This window comes from Campylobacter sp. DY7 (assembly GCF_057802535.1).
In genome coordinates this window covers 1-523 of the sequence record NZ_JBYJAU010000054.1, presented here as the reverse complement: position 1 = coordinate 523, position 523 = coordinate 1, and the positions used below count along the sequence as shown (strand labels likewise).

At 66.3% G+C, this 523-nt stretch carries 2 protein-coding genes; both read left to right on the top strand.

Translation table 11 applies throughout. The features are described from left to right. On the top strand, nt 1–192 hold a 192-nt coding region (locus AC1B00_RS09670; RefSeq protein ID WP_488849517.1), incomplete at its 5' end, for a hypothetical protein. Then, nucleotides 189–523, top strand: a 335-nt coding sequence (locus AC1B00_RS09665; protein ID WP_488849516.1) for a hypothetical protein, incomplete at its 3' end; no start/stop codon positions are given. The genes AC1B00_RS09670 and AC1B00_RS09665, both read left to right, overlap by 4 nt.

Here is a 523-nt window from a genome sequence, read left to right as displayed (position 1 = left end):
AACATCCCAGAGGAGCATGAGCTGCTCGCAGTCGCCACGATCGCACTCGACGGCGCCGGGGAGTACAGCCTGAGCATCCACAACGTCGTCGACGCCCCGCTCAGAATGGCTCCCGCTCAGCAGACTCGAGCGCTACGCATCCTCGCCACTGGCATCGAAGCCGAAGCGGTCGGCAGAGAAGAGAACCCGTGAGCGAGGGGCGCACTGGCCCTACGTTCTGGCATGGCGGGTTCCCCGGTCTCGCGATCGGCTCACGCCTCCTGAACCCCCGTGACGCCACGGCCGCGCGAATCCCGATCTCACACACGCCTAGCGATCGGCCGGAAATCGGGCTCGTCTCGCGCACCGATCGCGTCTACTTCAGCACCCGCCAGGAGTTCGCTCGCGCATTCGCATTCCAGACCGAGATCACCACACCCTCCGGCACCCTGACATCCCGCGGCACCCTCTACGCCGTCGAGCCGATCGGCGCCACCGAGGAAGATCCCGACTTCGCCGGCCACGAGATCTCATGGTGCGCAAC